The sequence below is a fragment of the Exiguobacterium sp. LL15 genome (assembly GCF_024436095.1).
GTDB lineage: Bacteria > Bacillota > Bacilli > Exiguobacteriales > Exiguobacteriaceae > Exiguobacterium_A > Exiguobacterium_A indicum.
This window is the reverse complement of the sequence record NZ_JANFNX010000001.1, coordinates 221,657-241,653: the sequence shown is the minus strand read 5'-3', so window position 1 is coordinate 241,653 and position 19,997 is coordinate 221,657. Positions and strand designations below refer to the sequence as shown.

Annotated in this window: 17 protein-coding genes and 1 riboswitch; of the genes, 6 read left to right on the top strand and 11 right to left on the bottom strand. The window is 48.3% G+C overall.

Translation table 11 applies throughout. From position 1 onward, the window contains the following. Positions 1–5: 5 nt before the first annotated feature. The 3 genes from kdpB to NOM72_RS01120 all read right to left on the bottom strand — a co-directional run bounded on the left by kdpB (position 6) and on the right by NOM72_RS01120 (position 4,648). Complete coding sequence (gene kdpB, locus NOM72_RS01130; protein WP_255997418.1) at positions 6–2,075, bottom strand: potassium-transporting ATPase subunit KdpB; 2,070 nt, start codon at positions 2,073–2,075, stop codon at positions 6–8. Between the two features lie 17 nt (positions 2,076–2,092). Next, complete coding sequence (gene kdpA / locus NOM72_RS01125; RefSeq protein ID WP_255997416.1) at positions 2,093–3,733, bottom strand: potassium-transporting ATPase subunit KdpA; 1,641 nt, start codon at positions 3,731–3,733, stop codon at positions 2,093–2,095. 325 nt (positions 3,734–4,058) lie between these two features. Beyond that, a riboswitch (cyclic di-AMP (ydaO/yuaA leader) is annotated at positions 4,059–4,212 on the bottom strand. A 241-nt stretch (positions 4,213–4,453) separates the two neighbouring features. After that, the gene (locus tag NOM72_RS01120) at positions 4,454–4,648 is read right to left on the bottom strand and encodes a hypothetical protein (RefSeq protein WP_023469379.1); all 195 of its coding nucleotides are present in this window, start codon (positions 4,646–4,648) and stop codon (positions 4,454–4,456) included. Between the two features lie 170 nt (positions 4,649–4,818). Between NOM72_RS01120 and NOM72_RS01115 the strand changes: the two genes are divergently transcribed. Beyond that, a complete protein-coding gene (locus NOM72_RS01115; protein ID WP_214859334.1) occupies positions 4,819–5,298 on the top strand; it encodes a glutathione peroxidase in 480 nt (159 codons plus the stop codon). A gap of 46 nt (positions 5,299–5,344) precedes the next feature. Here NOM72_RS01115 and NOM72_RS01110 read toward each other — a convergent pair whose 3' ends face one another. Both NOM72_RS01110 and NOM72_RS01105 read right to left on the bottom strand, forming a co-directional pair. Further along, positions 5,345–5,914, bottom strand: coding sequence for a hypothetical protein (locus tag NOM72_RS01110; RefSeq protein ID WP_023469381.1), 570 nt, complete (start codon positions 5,912–5,914; stop codon positions 5,345–5,347). Between the two features lie 63 nt (positions 5,915–5,977). Then, positions 5,978–7,048, bottom strand: a complete 1,071-nt coding sequence (locus NOM72_RS01105) for a glycerate kinase (protein ID WP_255997411.1) — start codon at positions 7,046–7,048, stop codon at positions 5,978–5,980. A gap of 121 nt (positions 7,049–7,169) precedes the next feature. Between NOM72_RS01105 and NOM72_RS01100 the strand changes: the two genes are divergently transcribed. From NOM72_RS01100 to NOM72_RS01090, 3 genes are all read left to right on the top strand, one after another. Next, positions 7,170–10,679, top strand: a complete 3,510-nt coding sequence (locus NOM72_RS01100) for a CDP-glycerol glycerophosphotransferase family protein (protein ID WP_255997409.1) — start codon at positions 7,170–7,172, stop codon at positions 10,677–10,679. A 152-nt stretch (positions 10,680–10,831) separates the two neighbouring features. Next, a complete protein-coding gene (locus NOM72_RS01095; protein WP_035396091.1) occupies positions 10,832–11,515 on the top strand; it encodes a hypothetical protein in 684 nt (227 codons plus the stop codon). Next, positions 11,512–12,126 (top strand): hypothetical protein, encoded by a 615-nt coding sequence (locus NOM72_RS01090; RefSeq protein ID WP_152995325.1) that lies wholly within the window; start codon positions 11,512–11,514, stop codon positions 12,124–12,126. Before NOM72_RS01095 ends, NOM72_RS01090 begins: the two co-directional genes overlap by 4 nt. 74 nt (positions 12,127–12,200) lie before the next feature. On the opposite strand, the gene NOM72_RS01085 is transcribed toward NOM72_RS01090, so the two are convergent. Further along, on the bottom strand, positions 12,201–13,106 hold the full coding sequence (locus NOM72_RS01085; RefSeq protein WP_023469386.1) for a Gfo/Idh/MocA family protein: 906 nt from the start codon (positions 13,104–13,106) through the stop codon (positions 12,201–12,203). 163 nt (positions 13,107–13,269) lie between these two features. On the opposite strand from NOM72_RS01085, the gene NOM72_RS01080 reads away from it, so the two are divergent. Both NOM72_RS01080 and NOM72_RS01075 read left to right on the top strand, forming a co-directional pair. Beyond that, positions 13,270–14,481, top strand: a complete 1,212-nt coding sequence (locus tag NOM72_RS01080; protein ID WP_235147599.1) for an SH3 domain-containing protein — start codon at positions 13,270–13,272, stop codon at positions 14,479–14,481. A 146-nt stretch (positions 14,482–14,627) separates the two neighbouring features. After that, positions 14,628–15,233, top strand: coding sequence for an AmiS/UreI family transporter (locus NOM72_RS01075; protein WP_255997408.1), 606 nt, complete (start codon positions 14,628–14,630; stop codon positions 15,231–15,233). Between the two features lie 234 nt (positions 15,234–15,467). Here the strand turns inward: NOM72_RS01075 and NOM72_RS01070 are convergent, their stop codons facing one another. Genes NOM72_RS01070 through NOM72_RS01050 form a run of 5 tightly spaced genes read right to left on the bottom strand, consistent with a single transcriptional unit; the run spans position 15,468 to position 19,983 of the window. After that, positions 15,468–16,364, bottom strand: a complete 897-nt coding sequence (locus NOM72_RS01070; RefSeq protein ID WP_023469389.1) for an LCP family glycopolymer transferase — start codon at positions 16,362–16,364, stop codon at positions 15,468–15,470. Positions 16,365–16,393: 29 nt separating this feature from the next. Then, positions 16,394–17,164: a hypothetical protein gene (locus NOM72_RS01065; protein ID WP_023469390.1), complete on the bottom strand. Its 771-nt coding sequence runs from the start codon at positions 17,162–17,164 to the stop codon at positions 16,394–16,396. After that, positions 17,161–18,312, bottom strand: a complete 1,152-nt coding sequence (locus NOM72_RS01060; protein WP_023469391.1) for an aminotransferase class I/II-fold pyridoxal phosphate-dependent enzyme — start codon at positions 18,310–18,312, stop codon at positions 17,161–17,163. The genes NOM72_RS01065 and NOM72_RS01060 overlap by 4 nt, the downstream gene beginning before the upstream one ends. Then, a complete protein-coding gene (locus tag NOM72_RS01055; protein ID WP_055969121.1) occupies positions 18,309–19,382 on the bottom strand; it encodes a lipid II:glycine glycyltransferase FemX in 1,074 nt (357 codons plus the stop codon). The genes NOM72_RS01060 and NOM72_RS01055 overlap by 4 nt, the downstream gene beginning before the upstream one ends. Beyond that, positions 19,363–19,983, bottom strand: coding sequence for a sugar transferase (locus NOM72_RS01050; protein ID WP_023469393.1), 621 nt, complete (start codon positions 19,981–19,983; stop codon positions 19,363–19,365). The genes NOM72_RS01055 and NOM72_RS01050 overlap by 20 nt, the downstream gene beginning before the upstream one ends. Positions 19,984–19,997: the final 14 nt, after the last annotated feature.

The window sequence follows — 19,997 nt, the reverse complement described above, 5'->3', positions numbered from 1 at the left end:
TCTCCTTAGAGGATGCTTGCAAGCAAGACATCGATGATTTTAATCCCAATGAATGGAACGACGACACCGCCAAGACCGTAGATCAGTAAGTTACGACCGAGTAATTGATCCGCCGTCATCGGTTTATAGGTAACTCCTCGCATCGCAAGCGGAATCAACATCGGAATGATGATCGCATTGAAGATCAAGGCAGACAAGATCGCGCTCGTCGGGGAATCAAGACGCATGATATTGAGTACTTCCATCTGCGGGATTGCGACCATGAACATTGCCGGGATGATCGCAAAATATTTCGCGACATCGTTTGCGATCGAGAACGTCGTCAACGCTCCTCGTGTCATCAAGAGCTGTTTCCCGATTTCGACGACTTCGATGATCTTCGTTGGGTTCGAATCAAGATCGATCATGTTCGCCGCTTCTTTTGCGGCTTGCGTTCCGCTGTTCATCGCGAGTCCGACATCGGCTTGAGCGAGTGCCGGTGCATCATTCGTTCCGTCTCCTGTCATTGCTACGAGGTGACCGGCTGCTTGTTCCTGCTGGATGACACGAATTTTATCTTCCGGCTTACATTCCGCGACGAAATCATCAACGCCTGCTTCGCGGGCGATCGTTGCTGCCGTCAACGGGTTGTCACCCGTACACATGACCGTCTTGATCCCCATCTCACGCAACCGATCGAATCGTTCACGCATGCCCGGTTTCACCGTATCCTTCAAATAGATGACGCCAAGGATCGTTGCGTCGATCGCTACGACAAGTGGTGTTCCACCAAGACGAGAAACTGCATCTACTTTCTCTTGCAAATCATTCGGAATGGTTCCACCTTGTTCCTTGACCCATTCTTGAATCGCTTGCCCCGCCCCTTTCCGTACGCGGCGACCATCTCTTAAGTCGAGTCCGGACATCCGTGTCTCTGCGCGGAACGGTACGATCTCTGCTCCATCTAACCAGTGTTGTTCCACCGGCATCGCGCGAAGTTCAGCGAGTTCAAGAACGGAACGTCCTTCTGGTGTCTCATCAGCGAGTGAGGCGAGGATTGCCCCCTCGAACGCCTGCTCAGCAGTGCGTCCACCGACTGGCGTGATCTCCGACGCCATCCGGTTACCGAACGTGATCGTCCCTGTTTTGTCCAGGATGATCGTCTGGATATCGCCTGCTGCTTCGACCGCTTTCCCGCTCATCGCGATGACGTTGAAGCGGGTAACACGGTCCATTCCGGCGATTCCGATTGCTGACAGTAAGCCACCGATCGTCGTCGGGATCAAACAGACGAGTAAGGCGATCAAGATCGGACCTGACAGATCAAATCCAAGGTAGTTCGTAAAGACAGGTAGTGTCATGACGACAAGTAAGAAAATCAATGTCAAGCTCGTCAAGAGCGTTGATAACGCGAGTTCGTTCGGTGTCTTTTGACGACTTGCGCCTTCAACGAGGGCAATCATCTGATCGAGGAATGACTCACCTGGATTACTTGTGATCCGGACTTCGATCTCGTCACTGACGACGAGTGTGCCGCCGATGACCGATGAGAAATCACCGCCTGCTTCTTTGATGACGGGTGCGGATTCACCGGTGATCGCCGATTCATCAATCGAAGCAAGTCCTTTGATGATTTCACCGTCACCCGGTACATACTCTCCTGCTCGGACGAATACGATATCGCCCTTCCGAAGTGTCGCGGACGAAACGCTTTGAATCAGTTGTCCGACACGTTTACGTGCCATGACATCCGCTTTTGACGCTTTCAGTGAGTCCGCCTGGGCTTTCCCGCGTCCTTCCGCGATCGATTCCGCGAAGTTCGCGAACAAGACCGTTAAAAAGAGGATGATACTGACCGTCAAGTTAAAGCCACGCATCTCATCAATGAAGATCGTATAGCCGATTGCGAGCAAGCAGCCGATCCAGACGACGAACATGATCGGTTGTTTGACCATGTTGACGGGATTTAATTTTTTAAAGGCATCGATCGTCGCTTGACGCGCGATCGAGCCACTGATTGCTGATTTGGATTGGTGTTCCGGCTCCCCGTTCGGTTGGTGTTCCTCGGGCGTCGGACGCATGATTCGTTCCATCATATGCTTTTATCTCCTGTTCACATCGTCAGCCAATCCGCGACCGGTCCAAGTACGAGCACTGGCAAGAATGTCAATGCACCGACGAGTACGACCGTACCGAGGAAGACTGTTCCGAAGAGTGGTGTGTCTGTCTTAAACGAAAATTCATCTTGCGGAACCGATTGCTTCGCTTTAAGCGAACCTACGATTGCAAGCATCAAGATCAATGGGATGTAGCGTCCGAAGAACAACGCGAATGATGTCGAGACATTCCAGTAGACGTTTGCGTCGCCGAGTCCTTCAAAACCGGATCCGTTGTTCGCTGTCGCGGACGTGAACTCATACAAGACTTGCGACAGTCCGTGATAACCTGGGTTCGAGATGCCGGCGACGCCTGGTGCGACGTACATCGAGATCGCCGTTCCGACGAGAATCAGGAAGGGCGGCACGAGTAGCGCGATCGCGATCATCTTCACTTCGAACGTCTCGATTTTCTTCCCGAGGAACGTCGGTGTCCGACCGATCAAGAGACCTGTCAGGAAGACTGCGACGAAGGCATAAAGTAAGACGTTCAGGAATCCTGCACCTGCTCCACCGTAAACGACGTTGAGCATCATATTGCCGAGTTGGATCAATCCTGCGAGCGGATGCAGTGAGTCGTGCATCGCGTTGACCGCACCAGTTTCAGCTGCCGTCGTAATTGAACTGTAGAGCGCCGTTCCGATTTGACCAAATCGTAATTCCTGACCATGCGCTGTTGGATTCGCAAGTAAGCTCCCTGCCATCCCGACCGTCATCATGATGAAGAGAAGCGTCATGACACTAAGGAACAGTCGCCCTTGTTTCGCTGAACTGATGATTTTTCCGTAAGCGATCGGAAGTGACATCGGAATCAGTAGCATCAAGAACATCTGGATGAAGTTGACGAACTGGTTCGGGTTCTCGAATGGATGCGCTCCGTTGGCACCAAAGAAACCACCACCATTGTTTCCGAGCTGTTTGATGACTTCAAAAGCAGCGACTGGTCCGCGGTAGATCAACTGTTTTGCTCCTTCGAGCGTCGTGACGCTGACTGCTCCTCCAAATGTCTGAGGTACACCGAGTAGGATCATCGCTAAACCGAAGACGAACGAAATCGGTAAGAGAATTCGGAAGATGAAGCGGAAGAAGTCGGCATAGAAGTTACCGAGTGGTTTGTTCGCAAGACCACGAATGACAGCGATACAGACCGTGAATGCCATCGTCGGAGCGACGAACAACATCGTTCCGAGGACGAACGTTTGCGAGAGATACGAGAGTGCCTCACCCGAATAATGTTGTTGATCGGTATTCGTCATGAAGCTGATCGTCGTATGCAGCGCCGTAGACCAGTCGAGATTCACAGCATCGTTCGGATTTAAAGGTAGACTGCCTTGGAAGCGAAGTAACAAATATCCACCGATGAAAAATAATAGGTTAACGAGCAAGAGGCTCTTCGAATAGCCGACCCACGATTGATCGTGTTTCTTTTCATCGACACCGAGTAATAACAACAGTCGTCGTTCGACCTTACCGATTTTATCGACCCGACGCTCTGCGACAGGTGCGAAGTATACTCCGATGTAGCGACCAAGTAAGACCGCCGCACAAAGTGCGATGACGAGTAGGATCCAAAATTGGATCATGAATTGAGTCCACATGTTTTTCTTTTCTCCCTATGCGATTAGAATTTTTCTGGATACATCAGACAATAACCGAGATACAAGAAGACGAGGCAGCCCGTCGCCAGTAAAAACCATGTCATTTGCGGTCACCTGCTCTCCACTGGACGCGTTCGATCAGATGAATCATCCCGAACGTCGTGCCGAAGAAGAAGGCAAGCAGTAAGATACTCCACAGCTCTCCCATTATGAAATTACCCCCATATTATTCAATATTTTTACAATTAAACACGACAAAAAGGCGATGTGAGGCGAAAAACGGCCCCAGCATCGCCTTAATAACTTGGCATACTGAAAAAGAGTCGTTCCCTCCTAAAAACGCCTGCGAGGTTAGCTGTCGGATTCGGGCATACCTAGGAATTAGCCCTACCTTTCCCGTTCGGAAAGGATTCACCCCGTGTCACGGTTCGTGACGGTTGGGTCCCCCGCTTCAATCATGAATTCGGCGTACTTTGAGATCGAAGCATTAACATGTTAGTGTTCGTTGATGAGATGGATATTACTCCGATTTTTTAAGGTTGTAAATAGAAAAGTTGAAAAAAAAATAGTCTGATTTTTTAATGACTTACTTTTGAAAAATAGTGTTTTTCGTCCCTATGCTATAGAAGAAAAAAAACCGCAGAAATCGATTCCTTCATCTAAAATGGAGGAGCTCCATTTTAGCGAGAATCGTTCCGCGGTTTCATGAACAAACAATGATTATGATTGCTGATTCATTTTGGCATGGACCGTCAAAGGAGCTAGCATCGTCACCCATAGGGCAACCACTCCAGAAACAAGAATCACAATATCGCGTTCGAATCCAAGCGTCAGTAAGGTAATACAACTTCCGACGAGGACGAGACAAAGCGTCGCGATCATGACGAACCGCGATTGTTTCAACATTTTTCTCATGTGGCATCTCTCCTTTCCTTCCATATTCCTTTTCATCGTAACAAAGATTCGTCGAAAAAGCGTCGCTGACACCCGATTGTGATGTTTCTGTCATCTCGCAAGTAGCGATAGAAGACGACGGGAAAACGGATTTGTTACACTGGAGAAGTACTTAAAAAGGGGGAATCGATATGTTACAAGATCATTCATTTCAACGCGTCGACGGAACATCGTCATCCTTAAGTGACTACCCAGCTCAAGCATGGCTGATCGTCAATACAGCCAGCAAATGTGGCTTGACGCCACAGTTCGAAGGACTCGAGCAATTGCATCAAGATTACCGTTCACAAGGATTGACCGTACTTGGTTTCCCATGTAATCAGTTCGCGAACCAAGATCCGGGAACGGACGAGGAGATTCAGTCTTTCTGCCAAGTCAACTACGGCGTGACGTTCCCCGTCTTTTCAAAAATCGATGTCAACGGTGAGCAAGCACATCCGTTATTCGAAGAACTGAAAGCACAAGCACCAACGACGGACGGTGCAACAGACATCGAGTGGAATTTCACGAAATTCCTCGTGACCCGTGATGGAGAAGTGACGCGGTTCTCTCCAAAAACGAATCCAACTGATTTGACGGCAGCGATCGAACGATTGCTCGTTCAAGTCTAAAAAATAAGCTTCCCTCCTTCTATCTTGAAGGAACGGAAGCTTATTTTCATGTTGTCCCCGGCTCGAGATGACGACTGATCATCTCTTCCGCCAATCGTTTGACGTCATCGATATCGCGCATTTCCGTGAACGGATGCCCCCAGACGATCAGCTCTTCGATTTCTTCAATCGGTTGCGTCGTATAGCGTGTACCATCGGCAACGAACTCTTGCGCAATTGTGGATTCAAAGGCAGCATATTTTAGGAGCCACGGCTTTTCACTTAAGATCTTTTGCGCATGTTTCGCTTGCTTGAACGAAACATCGCCGACGAGGACGACCGGATCGAATCGTTCGTGGAGCGGATGCGTATATTGAACAGAGATCAGCAATCCATGTTGATTCGTTTTTTCTTGTTGCCGGACATACGTCCGTGTTAAAAAGTGCGGCACGAGTGACTCCGCACTCTCCTTTGTCTGATGGATGCTCAGACCATGCTCCGTTTGGACGACTTCCGGGAGAACCGGTTCGTATCCACGGTTTGCTAATTGTTGATCAAGCTCTTTAAATAATAGCAGGGTATGTTCGACCAATGCTCGAACTTGGCGAAACGATAATTGAATCGATTGATTGATCATACGATGACCTACCTTCTCTAAAAGTATGGCAATATACAGTTATTTACCCAAACTTTTCCGACTTCATCCCTGTTCCCGTAAAAGTTCTTTTAGCCAGATTGAGGTCTGCTCTGTTAAGCGAGCAAATGTCTGCTCTTTGTCTAACGTAACGGGTCGATCGACATGAATCGATCGACAATCCAGCGCACCGGGTATCTTTTCTTCGACGATACCCGCAAGAATAAGACATGGAACTTGAGCGATTCCAGCAGATCGCACGATTTCTCCTGTTATTTTCCCTAATTGACTTTGGTGATCGACTTTCCCTTCACCAGTCCAGACATAATCTGCTTTCCGTAATCGTTCTTCGAATCCTATATACGTAAGGATGGACTGGGCACCGGATACGATCGTTCCCCCGACAGCATGAATCGCACCACCCAGTCCACCTGCGGCTCCTGCACCTTGAATATTTTCTAGCTTAAGAATCGTTTCCATTTCTTTCAATCGTTGATCTAAATATTCAATCTCATTTCGTCGCAACCCTTTTTGGGGTCCAAATAGATATGCTGGACCGTCTTGACCAGAGTAATGGGAACGAACATCGACCAATGCCTCCAACGAAAATGAAGCGTCTATACATGTCAGCCGTTGCGTCTCGACTAGCGGATTCGTGTGAAACCGAATCGGACGATCTTCCTCATCTCGTAAAGAACATCCCATTTCATGTAAAAAACCAAGCCCGCCATCTGTCGTTCCTGTTCCTCCAAGAGCGACTCGAATCTTTGTCATGCCTTTTCGGCGTAACGTCTGGACGAGATGACCGACTCCTTTGGTGTGTAGCAAAAACGGATCGTCTGTTTCATGTCTCATCGATAATCCGCATATCTGTGCGACTTCAATGACGGCTTCTTGTCCATGTTGCGCATACATCACTTCACAAGGGCGTCCGGCTAAGTCCATCGTCCACTCCGTCCGCATCTCATAGCCCCCTGCCGCGTACACGGTGAGTGTTCCTTCTCCTCCATCAGCGACAGGCGATTGATCGATGATCGCGGATGGATCCCGTTGAAGAATACCTGCAGCGACCGCCTCTGCCGCTTCTTTCGAAGCGAGGCTTCCTTTGAACGTATCCATTAAAATCAAATGACGCATTCTTCACACCTTCTTTATAAGTTAATCCGCCTTTTTCTGTAACCACTTACATTTACTTTTATGGTATGTTATTGTGTGTTAAAAATACCATCTTCTTTTACACATATTAGGAGGTTTTGTTATGAATGTATCACATCTGTTTTTGAGAATGGCACGGTCCGGTAAAACGATCTTACCGAAACGCTCTTCTTCTAAAGAACGGAAGACTAGCAAACAGCAGATCACTCTTATGTCGGACGAACATGCTTTATCCTTATCGGGTCATTTGACCGATCCGGATTTAGTCGTCGAGTCCCTTTGTATTTATGACCGGAATCAGCTCCTCGTCACGGAGCTCGTGAATCATCAAGCACGTTCAACCTTTTTCCGATTCGAATTCAATCCATCCCATATTCACCTTCTGATCGACCACCTCATTCAGCATCAAGACACTCACCTAGAACAAGAAGATTTTTTAGAAGAATCAGCTCTTACACCTGAGACGTTACTGCCTCATGGTCGATTTTCCCTATATCTCAAATATCGTAAACCGCTTGCGGCCATTCCACCGGAAACACTTGAGAAGTGGCAAGAGAGCGGTCTTCCTTCGCGATCGACCATTACTAATGAGTCATATGTACGAGAAATTACATTAGGTCGTTTCTTACGTACTACTATTCCTTCACCACTCTCGCCTCTTTTTGATGAAGCGAAGCAACATCGCGTCTTTTTTTACACAGACTTGAAAGGAAACATCCGATTATTGCTCAACAAGGAACCCGTCATTAAGTCACGGCTTCAGATTGATCGGATCGATAAAAAACACTCTCACGAAACACATATCGAAGGGAAACTTTTTTCACGTCATTCTTTTTTAAAGAAAGGACAGCTCATCCTCGTCCATCGTGAAACCGGAGATCGGATCGCACTGCCTGTTGATTGGTTCTATGATCAAGAGGCAAGTCAACGTCGGTTTGGTCTATATCGCTATACGTATCGCACACAGATTGATTGGTCCGCCTTACAATCGGAACGTCTTCTCCATGAAGGCATCTACGATAGCTTCATGGAACTGACCTACTACCATCGTCTGATCCCTCGCCTCGTCCGACTCGGAAGAGCTCGTTACATCACACGTCATCTCACAACGGAACTCACTGGGCGCAACGCGACACATACGATGCATGTCACACCTTATTTCACTGTCGGTCATCGGAATCTCTCGTTTGAATTAAGTGCGTTCACGAACGAAAATTATCGTTACCTTGAGCATATGATGACGTTTGCCCCTCTCTATCGTCTCTTTGCTGACCGAAAAACATGGTTGATCGGGGAAAGACCTTATAAAGCACAAGATAACGGGTATCACTTTTTCCGGTTCATGCGCGAGCAACGTGCAGAACATCCTGCTTACTACGTGATTGATCCAAATTCACCTGAGTATGATAAGGTCGCGATTCTTGGAAATACCTTGCCTTTCCGTTCGAAAGAACATATTTATCGTTCGTTCATGGCAAGTAAATTCGTTGGAACCCATCATGCCGACTATCTTTATCCCCTTCGCTCACCGCGATTCAAGCGAAAAATGAAAGCCGACCGGATCTTCATTCAACATGGAGTACTGGGCGCTAAAAATATGGAGAATCAGTACGGCAAATTCGCGTTATCGTTCGATACCGATCTCTTTTTAGTGAGTTCTGAACGGGAACGTCGATTGGTCATGCAGGATATGGGCTATCGTCAAGACGAGATTCGAATTACGGGGCTCTCACGCTTCGACGCCCTCTTGAACGGTGACACGCCCGTCAAACGGCAAATCTTGATCATTCCGACGTGGCGTTCGTGGTTGCAAACACCTATTCAGTTCTTGGAATCGGACTATTTCGCACAGTACTCCGCTCTTTTAGAACACCCGCGCCTCCATGAACTCGCACACGACCATGATTTGGAGATTTTGTTTTGTCTACATCCGAATATGCAACAGTACGCGAGCCATTTCGAGCGTTTCCCAGTGACCGTCATCTATCAAGGCGAACGGGATGTCCAAAGTTTGTTGAAGGAGAGTCTCTTACTCATTACAGACTACTCGAGCGTCGCCTTTGATTTTAGTTTCTTAGGACGACCGGTTCACTATTTCCAATTCGATGCTCGCAGATTCATCGGTCCGGTCGGTTCGCACCTTGATTTAGCGAAAGAGTTACCCGGTCCCATCTCGACTACAGTCGATGATTTAATCGCTGACCTCGAAGCGACGGCCTCACGTGATTTTGCGATGCTTCCATCTTACAAGGAGCGGGCTGCGGTCTTCTTAAAACCAACAGAACAGTCTTATTCCGAAGATATCTACCAAACGATTCTTGATTACAAACAGCAGCGCCATGTTTGGGAAACGATACAAACAAAAGAAGCATCACTCGTGTTATTCCGACTTTTCCGTCGGAGTCGCTTCTATTTCCCAATCATGAAAATCAGCTATCGCTTGATGAAAAAATTACCGGTACAAGAAAATAAAATCGTGTTCGAGAGCGGGCTCGGTAAACAGTACGGTGATAGTCCCCGTTATATCTATGAAGAATTGCGTCGCCTCGGCAGCACCCATCAAGTCATCTGGGTGCACAATAAACGACTCTATCTCGGGGATGATCATGTTAACGTCATCAAACGTCTGTCACCTCGCTACTTTTATCATTTAGCGACGGCCAAGTACTGGGTGAACAATCAAAACTTCCCTCATTACATGACCCGACGTAAAGAAACGACCTATATTCAAACATGGCACGGCACACCACTGAAAAAGATGTTATTCGATTTAGAGGAAATTCATGGTCGAGACGCCGGTTATGTCGACCGCGTCACCCGTTCGATCCAACAATGGAGTGTGCTTCTTTCGCCGAGTAGTTATGCGACAGCGATCTTTAAAAGTGCTTTCCAGTATGAAGGAACGATCCTTGAATCCGGCTATCCACGTAATGACTTATTCTTTGCAGATGCTACGAAAAAGGTCGACGACCTACGAGCACAACTGAACATTTCGCCGGATAAGAAGGTCATCTTATATGCTCCTACGTTCCGGGATCATCATGCATTAGGAAACGGAAAATTTTTCTTTGATTACCCGTTCGAATTCAGTCGTGTCGCTGAAGCACTAGGGGATGACTATGTATTCCTCATTCGGACCCATGTACTCGTGACGAAAAAACCGAAAATTCCAAGTGAGTATCGAGAACAGTTCCTCGATGTCACCAACTATCCCGACATCCAAGAACTCTATTTATTAACTGATTTATTGATCACTGACTATTCATCCGTCTTTTTTGATTTCGCCAATCTTAATCGTCCAGTCCTGTTCTATGCTTATGACCTAGAGCTCTATCGCGATACGTTGCGCGGTTTCTACTTGGACTATCAAAAGGACTTACCTGGTCCGATCATTGAAGAGGAACTGTCCTTTTACGAGGCACTGGCGACGATTCCGTCTTGGTCGAAGGATTATCAAATAAAGCTCGATCATTTTCGGGAAACGTTCTGTGCGAAAGAGGATGGACTTGCCGCTAATCGCGTAGTACGCACCTACTTCTTGGATGATGCTCCACTCGAAGCGTCCGAGACAGCGGAAGGAATCTTCGTAACGGATCCGTTGAAAAGTACGTAAATGAAACAGTAAAGAACTCATCCATTATCAAGCTGGATGAGTTCTTTTTCATGCTTTGATTACGTTTTCAATTAATGATAAGATGGAAATGATTTCAATAAATAAGATACCGACAAGAAATTGAATTTCATACACTTAGGAGGACTTGTCTTATGGAACGTTGTTCACTTTGCGGAACACCTCTAGGCTACGAGGATGACGCGTGCTCCTATTGCCAGCATCCCGTCATCGCACGGAAGCGTCCTGAAACGGAACCGACTTCATCTGCATTTCGTCCTGTTCTACTATGCATAATCATTTTTTTCGTCTTAATGACCTCGAGTTTATTTTGGTATATGACGAAAGATGCCTCTTCTTCAGAGGTCGTACCTTCTCCAGTCCAGACATGGAGTCTCTCGGAATGGTCAGATGAACAGGTTGCCTATAATCAAACCTATTCGAAAAATAAACCGCCTACATCGTATGATGTATTACGTTTCGTCCGTCAGTATACAGGAACCGTCCCTGAACTCATCACCTTTTCAACACGTTATGATTCGATCGAGACATTCTCTTCGATTCAATATATGTCTTCTCGCGCATTCAAATCTGAACTTCAGGCACTGACCGCTCTACGCCAAAAAGCAACTTCTGCTGCACCACCCCGCATTCACACAGTTGAATTCCAGGATTTTTCATCCGATGGTTCCATCTATGAACTTCGTACGCTAGAAACGTATCAAACGACACAAGGAAACGAGCCTTCATTTGTCACCTATCGCGTGCAGTATCGTATTCAACTGCATACGGATCATCTCCAAATCACGCACACTACACGAACTGAGGTGAAAACATGAGATATACATGGATGCTTCTTTTCTGTTTGATTTTATCAGGTTGTAAAGAGACACCCTCTAACGTTCAAAGGGAAATGGAGAACGATGCCTACACTCAAGTCGTCGAGCGCGCGACAACTGAGCAGGATAGTCAAGCGGCTCAAACGATGGTGAAGTTGGAGCAACAGTTCGCTAGCTATCATTTCAAAGAAGTAATCCGAACTGCCCGTACGATTGAACAGTCTGATTTAGCACCGGATCACCCGATTCGTGAACGGGCTCAGTTGATTGAACAAACCGCTCAAGAGAAAATCAAGCAAGTCCGGCAGTTTGAAGGAACGTATGAAGTGGAGCGAAGTACTTTCGAAAATGAACCGTTTGAAGGGAGCGGTCGTATCCACGTTTCGTTTGATTCACGAAATACCTTTGTCGCATCCCTTCAATTCGATCACTTCGGAACAGCTGGATCTTTTCGAAACGATACAGAAGTCATTCGATTCGAGCCTGACCTTTCAGCTCGCCTTTTCTTTTCAGAAGGAAGTGTGACCTATCGATTCGTTCGTTCCTCGCTTCGTCTGACCTTCGAAGGACCAGGCGGAAAAAAGACGTATCAGCTTTATGAGGTGACGTGATGGTAGAAGACCCATTCCTCGATTCCATCCATAGAAAAGCCGTACTCTTCTTGATTCCAGAGTACGGCTTTCGTTCATCTCATCACATGTTGATAGATGTGATGACAGAGTTCATGAGTTTCTAAACTATCTGAAGCCGTGACGGACGCAGACGGCTCACCCGCTATCGTTTTCAAGAATGCATCAATCAAGGCAATGAATCCTCTTCGACTCAATGTCGATTCCCAGTTATCTAGCGGATAGACAAGCGTTCCTTCACTCGTTTGTCGTTCGTGCATCGTCACGTCTGTAGCGATCCGCTTTTCATGCGGTCCCATCACTTCTACCCGCTCTTCCGTGACACCATTGTTCCGGTTCATCACTCCGATGGCAGTAATTCCATTTGATTCGAATTGAATCGTAACGTGATGCAACCCACTCGTATCCTGCTTACTCCGGATATGCAGGTTTTCGATTTTTCCACGTCCCGTCAAATAGCGCAGCGTATCCGCAACATGGATGAAATCATCAAACAAAAAAGGTTGCGCGCCCTCAACAGAAGGCGTTCGATTTTTTTGCATGATGATCATATTCGGGGATTCAACTTCTAACAGGCGACGATGTGCGGACGCGAATCGTCGATTGAATCCTGTAATGAACGGGACCTTCTTTTCCTCTGCCAATTGAACCAGCTCCCGAATTTCCTCGATGTTCATCGAAATCGGCTTATCGACGAATACAGGCACCCCTGCTTCAAGTGCTTGCTTCGCTTGTGTTGCATGCGCTTTTGTTGCGGAATGAATCATGACAGCATCCATTCCCTCTGACAACGCCGCTTCTAAAGTCGGAAACGTACCTGAAAAACGATACATCGATTGCCATTTTTTCGCTTTTTCCTCTTCGCGCGAAATCAAATGAATGTCCACGTCTTCTCTTGCGGCATATACAGGTAAGTATGCTTTTTGTGCGATATCTCCGATACCTACTACGGCTAATTTCATCTACTATCTCCTCCATTCATCTGCTCCATTATTCCCTTTTCATCACTATTATATTCGAATGCATCAATTTTTTTGAAAACAAGTGAATTTCCTTTTTTTGTTTTATGATGAATCTATATTTTCAAAAAGGAGGGAATGATTTTTTATGAAGCCATTTTTTCGAATGAGTCTGATACTCCTGATCCTGTTTACACTTTTCCTACCAGCTTTACCGGCGCAAGCTGCCAGTTATCAAGTCGTCGTCACATCCAAATCCGGAGGAAATATTCGTTCTAAACCAAGTACGAGTTCCTCTGCAACTATCGTTCGCCTCGCTGCGTATCAATCGAAATTCACAGCAGTATCGTATTCGAACGGTTGGTACAAAATCAAAGATGGCGGCACCTACCGTTATCTGTCCAATCAAGTCGCAAAAAAAGTGACCGGTCCGAGTACATATGCTCTCGTCGTCACCTCTAAGTCTGGCGCGAACATTCGCTCCAAACCAAGCACGTCCTCTAGTAAGACGATCGTTCGGCGTGCTGCTTACAAGAGTGTGCTACAAGCAGTCTCCTATTCCAAAGGATGGTATAAGATTAAAGACGGAGGAAAGACACGCTACGTTTCCAATCAAGTCGTCCGAAAGAAAACAGCAGCTAGTAAATACCCGGTTGCCTCTTTACGCTATTTTCAACTCGGTTCTACTTCCTATATTACGACGAAACAAAGTAATGTCCGACGGTATCCGGCAAGTACGACCAAGTTGTTGACTGCCATCGTCGGATACGAAGTAGCCGCTCGAAACGGTACACTGGATCAACCTTTTACGCTCACGTATTCCATGATTTCAGTACCGTATGGTAGCAGTGTGGCGAGTTTACGCTCGGGAGATCGTGTCACGATGCGCCAACTCTTGAATGGCATGTTGATTCGCTCGGGTAATGATGCCGCTAAAGCGATTGCCGTTCGGACCGCGGGTTCTGAATCAAAGTTCGTTTCGTTAATGAATAGTCGTGCTCAAGCACTCGGCATGACAGCAAGTCATTTTTCTAATCCACATGGTTTTCATGAATGGAATCACTATACGACAGCTGCCGATATGCAAAAACTCGCGAACACATACGCGAATTATAGCTACCTGATTACAGTAAGCGGTCGAAAATCATATAAAGCAAGCATCAAAGGACCTTACGCTCGGACGTTAAAGTGGTATCACACGGATAAAACCTTACCTAAGGAACCTCGTATTTATGCGAGTAAAACGGGATATACTCCTGAAGCGAACAATACGCGCGTCTTTTTCCTTAAAAAGGGGAATGTCCGTTATGGATTGGTCACACTCAAAGGTACTCCCACTCAAACGGAAACGACACTCCGCTCTGTCTTAAAACAGTAATTGCTCAATCAACAACCTGATTCCCTTTCCGGGAGTCAGGTTGTTTTTCATTTTGTCTCTAAAATTATGCTTGCGCTGAAAACGAATTCATCTTAGAGTTAAGTTTAGAATCAGACGTCTGACGTCTTAATGAAGGAGAGTTTTACGTGGGAAATGTCAGTTTGTTATTTGGGGGCGTCGCGCTCTTTTTAAATAGTTTGACCTTGTTCGGAAAAGTCGATCTCCGTAGCGCGGGTGTCTTCAGTCTCATCACCGGTTTATTGCAGACGTTCATCGCAACCTATCTCGTCATCGGTGCCGCTGGCGATCCAGCGTTGACGTTCGGATACGCGAGCATCTATCTGTTTGCCTTTACGTACGTTTACGTCGGGATCACGTTCTTGTTTAATCTCGACGGGAGCGGGGTCGGTTGGTTTTCCTTGTTCGTTGCGATTGCCGCCTTGTTTTATGCGTTCGTCAGTTTCACGACGAATGACATCATCGTTGGTGTGACGTGGTTGTTCTGGGCGTTGCTCTGGAGCCTGTTCTTTCTCGGAATGGGAATGAATCGCCCGATTGATGCAATCACTGCCCGTGTCGCCCTCGTCTTGAGCTGGTTGACATTAATCGTACCGGCACTGATCGGGCTTCGATTCGGCTACTTCAGTTCAGCATATCAATGGTTATGGAGCGGTGCTGCCCTTCTGACTACCGTCTATTTCCTCTATACGATGATGAAATTCTCGATGCTTCGGATGATCCGGTCGTCGTGATACGCTCATCGATTCATCAAAAAAAGATGTCCATTTTCGGTTATGAATCGGAGATGGACATCTTTTTTTGTTTTATTTGTAGTATACGTCAAACGAAAAGTAAAATAATTTGTTCGCTCGACATCGCTTCCTAGGGAAAAACAAGCAAGAGTGACCCTGCAGCGAAGCGGTACGATGCTTGTCCCAGGAAAACGATGCGAGACGAACAAAGCATACGCTCGTTCTTGCCTCATGTCATTCCAATGCTTCCTTTAGTTGAGCTTGAACTTCTTTCAACGACTTGTCCGTCGGATGCCAGTAGTAGATTCCGTCCGATTCGATTCCCCCTTTCCCGTCGAGTGATAAGGTCTCGACATTTCGTAAGGCATCCCGGTAATCCGTCGCGACGGTCCGGGCAACGGAAAATGGTACGTTCGTCTTGACGTTTTTCCCGAGTGCGTCGAGGACAGCATTGAAGCGACGAATCGAGAAGTCCTCCGTCATCTTATCGGTGACCGCCTGAACGACTTGCCGTTGACGGATCTGTCGTCCAAAGTCACCGCGTGGATCATCATAGCGCATCCGCGCATAGGCAAGTGCTTCTTTCCCGTTCAGCGACAGTTCCCCTTTTGGAAATTGCATCTCATAATATGAGAAATTGATATCGTTCTCGACGGTGACACCATCGACGGCATTAACGAGATCCGTGAACCCTTCTAAATTGATTTCTGCGAAATAGTCGAGTCGGATATCCAGCAGATGACTAACCGTGTCGAGTGCCATCTGTGGACCACCGAAGGCATACGCATGATTGATCTTATCGTTCGATCCATTGCCGATGATTTCTGTTTTCAAATCACGCGGGATACTGATCATTTGGCTCTTATTCGTCTTCGGATCAATCGTTACGACGATGATCGTATCACTGCGTCCTGTCTCGTTTTTTCGTTGATCGACGCCGAGTAATAAAAAGGAGAGCCCTTTTTTCTGTTCGACGGCTTTCTCTGTCTCGACGCTCGCCTTGACTGGCACTTGGACTTGAACTTCTTTCATCGTCTGGCTCGCTTTATGGTACACATACCCGCCTGAACCGAAGAGAAGGAGCAGGCATATCCCCGTCAGTGTCAACACGATCCATTTCCACTTCTTCATCATCCATTCCCCTTTTCTTCGATCTGAATTCAGGACGGTCTCTGCGCTTCAAGTACGAGCAACGCATTGCGCCAGCTACCGAACAAAGCGGTGATGACGCCGATGCTTGGCGCATCACGTCCGATGCTGAACCGTTGGTAACTTGCGATCGTCAGATGTTCCGTTTCTTTTGCAGCTGCGGCGAGCACGTCGAGTACCTCCTCTTCCCGCCAGCGTTTTCGCGGAAATTCGATGCCGATGATTTCAAGGGCGTTTGACCAAGAGCCGTACCGGCGAGCAATCGTTGCGACGGTCGGACGATTTTGACCAGCCGCCCACTTCGTGTAGGTCTGGCTCGTCAAGACCGGCAAGGCACCTTGCGCTTCAAGTAATGACTCGATGATCCGTTGTTCCATTTCCTGGATGCGTTCCTTTAAGATATCCGCTTCTGACAATGCCTGCTGCCACGAGTTGAATTGATGGACGATATCCGTCAGGCTAGGTGCTTGCTTTTGTTGCGCCCATTCGCGGTACGTCGCGCTCGTGAAAGGATCGAGTTCCTCCCGTGCCTGACGCAAGGCGTCAATGATTTCCGATTTCGTGAACGTCAAGCGGGCTTGTCCGATGCCAGCTCGTTCCAAGGCGATCTGCCACGACCCAAACAGCATCAGGATTTCCGCGACGCTTGGATGAGTGGTGTTCAATTGCCAGCGGAAATAGGTATTGGCCGTCAATTCATTCTTCCCGTTCGCAGCGAGACGGAGTGCGTGGATCGCTTCCTCCATATCGCGCATGACGATGTCCCCTTCCCATATATTCATGACTGGACGTTCCGGCGTACGTTCGTCTGTAAGGTATGACGAACGTTTCGGATGACGACGGCTTGTTCGGTGAACGTCATTTGTGAAGCAGACGGGAGGCAGATGCCGTCTTCAAACAGACGACGGCTGACATCCATCCCTTCTGCTGTGATGAATGGTACGTCGCGATAGACGGGCTGCAAGTGCATCGGTTTCCAGACCGGACGGGACTCGGCATTCGCTTGTTGTAGCGTCTGGATCATCGCATCGCGTTGCACTTGACCACCTGGTAAGAGAAAAGCACTGAGCCAACGGTTGGCGAATGTTCCGGTCTGCTCGACTTGCGACGTGACGCCGCCCGGTGCAAAGGCACGTTCATAACGATCAAAGATCTTCCGCCGCGCATCGACGCGTTGATCGATGACTTCGAGTTGACCGCGTCCGATCCCAGCAGCGACGTTGCTCATCCGGTAGTTGTAGCCGACTTCCGTATGCTCGTAATGGAGGACCGGTTGTCTCGCCTGTGTCCCGAGATAGAAGGCACGTTCGATCAAGGCTGGATCATTTGCGACGAGCATTCCACCACCTGACGTCGTGATGATCTTGTTGCCGTTGAAGGAGTAGATCCCGAACGTCCCGAATGTCCCCGTCATCCGCCCGTTGACGCGTGTTCCAAGTGACTCTGCCGCGTCTTCGATCAACGGAACATCGTACTCTTCACAGAGCGCAGCGATCTCCTCGATTTGTGCCGCGACTCCGTATAGATGAACGACGATGACGGCTTTCGGAAGTTTTCCTCGCGTTGCCGCCTGGATCAACGCGCGTCGGAGTGCGACAGGTGACATGTTCCATGTCTCCTCTTCCGAATCGATCAGGACGGGACGAGCACCGACGTAACGAATCGGATTCGTCGAAGCGATGAACGTCAAGGACTGACAGAAGACGTCATCCCCCGTCGTGACACCAAGCGTCGCGAGTGCCAAGTGAATGGCTGCCGTACCACTGCTCGTCGCAAGCATTGCGCGAGCTCCCGTGTAGGCTTGCATCTCTCGTTCGAAGGCGTCGACGTTCGGTCCAAGCGGTGCGACCCAGTTCGTCTCGAGTGCTTCCGTGACGTAACGTGCTTCTTGACCACTTAAGTGCGGGATGGAGAGCGGGATGTGTTTCATGATGTTTCCTCCCTTCGAGGTGACAGCTGACGGAGCGGCGTCCGGTAGATCGGGAACCACTGTCCTGTCTCGATTTCCGGATGTTGTTGTTTGATTTGTCGCGCGAGCCGGTCATAAATCGTCGGATCAAGAATCGATGTCCCGAGTCCAAAAAATGTTCGATTTGCTTCACCAAAGGATCGTTTGTAGGCGAGTAAGCTATCTGCATCGGATCGTGTCGTTCCGCCACCGAGATGTAACGCTTGAAGACCAGCTTGTTTTGCCCAGCGAATCATCTCCGCGAATAATAGATGATTCGGGCGAAGCGACAAGTAGGCAGGATCTGAAGCACCGAGATGATAATGTGCGAACTGGCGACCCGTCAGGACGATGCACCCAGCGATGATCCGCCCCTCTTGTTCAGCAAGCAACAGGATATTTTTGATCCGTCCTTCAGCGAAGTGATCGAAGTAGGTCTGATCAAAATAATACCGCGCATCCGCTTGATGTTTGTCCATCGTCATCTGATAGAGACGGGCGAAGTCCGAGTACTCTTCCGGACGTCCGAGGCGAATCGAGACGCCTTCGCGACGTGCTTTCCGGATGTTACGTCGCGTCATTTGCGAGAATCCACCTTCAATCGTCTCGAACGGATCCGTCAGCTCAAGTGTCACCGTCGGCTGCAAGATATCCGTTTGATGGCACCAGTGTTGACCGAGTTCCTGATTGTGTAGCAAAGGGTGGAAACGAACCGTCTCGGTGACGATTCCGGTTTCACGACAGTACTGTTCGAATCGCGCGCGGGCTTCGCGAATCTGATCAAGTGACCAGATACCCATGAAATAAGGACCACCATAGCCGTACGGCGTCGTGATGTCCTCAAAGCGTGTGCCTGGAATCGGTCGCCGCAAGTACGGATAGATCAACGTCCCAAACTCCGTCGGATAATAAAATAATTCAGGAATCTCATCGGGCCCCTTCGCAAGTTCGAAGTAAGCATGTTCGTAATAACAATCGAGTTGATAGGTCGCGACGAGTGCGTCCCATTCGCGTGGATCCCGAATCAACCGTTCATCGCTTAGCGACATCATGGGGAACACCTCCGTCGAGACCCTTGAACTCACCCATGCCGGTCTGGTGAGCCGTCGAGTTCCCTTCTGACGAGATGACCATTTTGAACGTCTTGAATAGGATGTAGAGATCCAGTCGGAATGTATGATTGGCTGCATACCATTGATCTTGCTCGAGGCGTTGCTGCCACGTCGTTGCGTTGCGACCGTGAATCTGTGCCCAGCCTGTCAGACCAGGTAAGACATCGTGTCGTGCCATCTGCTCCTTCGTATAATGGTTCAGATAGCTGACGAGTAACGGACGCGGTCCGACGAAACTCATCTGTCCGCGGAGGATGTTTAAGAACTGCGGGATCTCATCAAGGCTCAAGCGACGAATCCACTCGAGCGATGCCGGAATCCGGTCCGCATCCGGAAGGAGTTTTCCTTCGTCATCCGTTTCATTCGTCATCGTGCGAAATTTATAGATTTTAAACAGCTCGCCCTTGTAGCCAGGGCGGACTTGATTGAAGAAGATCGGTCGTCCGAGCTTCGTATAGATGACTAAGGCGACGACGGCGTAGACAGGAATCAGGATGAGGATGGCGATTAGACTAACCGTGAAGTCAAATGTGCGTTTCATGATGACGTCCTCCT

Coding starts and splice junctions, on each gene's coding strand:
- NOM72_RS01110 (WP_023469381.1), bottom strand. CDS start 5,914: ATGATCAATCAATCGATTCAATTATCGTTTCGCCAAGTTCGAGCATTG.
- NOM72_RS01085 (WP_023469386.1), bottom strand. CDS start 13,106: ATGAAATTAGCCGTAGTAGGTATCGGAGATATCGCACAAAAAGCATAC.
- kdpB (WP_255997418.1), bottom strand. CDS start 2,075: ATGATGGAACGAATCATGCGTCCGACGCCCGAGGAACACCAACCGAAC.
- NOM72_RS01100 (WP_255997409.1), top strand. CDS start 7,170: ATGAATGTATCACATCTGTTTTTGAGAATGGCACGGTCCGGTAAAACG.
- NOM72_RS01060 (WP_023469391.1), bottom strand. CDS start 18,312: ATGAAACACATCCCGCTCTCCATCCCGCACTTAAGTGGTCAAGAAGCA.
- NOM72_RS01090 (WP_152995325.1), top strand. CDS start 11,512: ATGAGATATACATGGATGCTTCTTTTCTGTTTGATTTTATCAGGTTGT.
- NOM72_RS01115 (WP_214859334.1), top strand. CDS start 4,819: ATGTTACAAGATCATTCATTTCAACGCGTCGACGGAACATCGTCATCC.
- NOM72_RS01095 (WP_035396091.1), top strand. CDS start 10,832: ATGGAACGTTGTTCACTTTGCGGAACACCTCTAGGCTACGAGGATGAC.
- NOM72_RS01105 (WP_255997411.1), bottom strand. CDS start 7,048: ATGCGTCATTTGATTTTAATGGATACGTTCAAAGGAAGCCTCGCTTCG.
- NOM72_RS01050 (WP_023469393.1), bottom strand. CDS start 19,983: ATGAAACGCACATTTGACTTCACGGTTAGTCTAATCGCCATCCTCATC.
- kdpA (WP_255997416.1), bottom strand. CDS start 3,733: ATGTGGACTCAATTCATGATCCAATTTTGGATCCTACTCGTCATCGCA.
- NOM72_RS01120 (WP_023469379.1), bottom strand. CDS start 4,648: ATGAGAAAAATGTTGAAACAATCGCGGTTCGTCATGATCGCGACGCTT.
- NOM72_RS01065 (WP_023469390.1), bottom strand. CDS start 17,164: ATGAATATATGGGAAGGGGACATCGTCATGCGCGATATGGAGGAAGCG.
- NOM72_RS01080 (WP_235147599.1), top strand. CDS start 13,270: ATGAGTCTGATACTCCTGATCCTGTTTACACTTTTCCTACCAGCTTTA.
- NOM72_RS01055 (WP_055969121.1), bottom strand. CDS start 19,382: ATGATGTCGCTAAGCGATGAACGGTTGATTCGGGATCCACGCGAATGG.
- NOM72_RS01070 (WP_023469389.1), bottom strand. CDS start 16,364: ATGAAGAAGTGGAAATGGATCGTGTTGACACTGACGGGGATATGCCTG.